Raw genomic sequence first — 475 nt, 5'->3', positions numbered from 1 at the left:
GTCTACATGGAGCGCTACCTCCAGAAGCCGCGCCACATCGAGATCCAGGTCATCGCCGACAGCCATGGCAATGTCGTCCACCTGGGCGAGCGCGACTGCTCGCTGCAACGCCGTCACCAGAAGGTGCTGGAAGAGGCCCCCTCGCCCGCCCTGTCGGCCGAAGGTCGCAAGCAGATCGGCGAGACCGTCAACAAGGCCATCGCCGCCATCGGCTATCTGGGCGTCGGCACCATCGAGTTCCTGTGGGAGGACGGCGAGTTCTTCTTCATCGAGATGAACACCCGCCTGCAGGTCGAACACCCGGTCACCGAAATGATCACGGGCGTGGATCTGGTGCGCGAACAGGTGCGCATCGCCGCCGGTCTGCCGCTGTCGTTCACCCAGGACGATATCGAGTTCAAGGGCCACGCCATCGAGGTGCGGATCAACGCAGAGAACCCGGAGACCTTCACGCCGTCGCCGGGCAAGATCACCG

Annotated in this window: 1 protein-coding gene; it reads left to right on the top strand. The window is 64.2% G+C overall.

Annotated features, from left to right (window positions below; all coding sequences use genetic code 11):
* The coding region (locus JWG43_RS20730) for an ATP-binding protein (protein WP_504208226.1) at nucleotides 1–475 on the top strand (475 nt) is incomplete at both ends.

Source organism: Desulfobulbus alkaliphilus (assembly GCF_016918545.1).
In the GTDB taxonomy this organism is placed as follows: Bacteria; Desulfobacterota; Desulfobulbia; order Desulfobulbales; family Desulfobulbaceae; genus Desulfobulbus; species Desulfobulbus alkaliphilus.
Note: the sequence above shows the minus strand (reverse complement) of the source record. Positions and strands in the feature narration are given on the sequence as shown.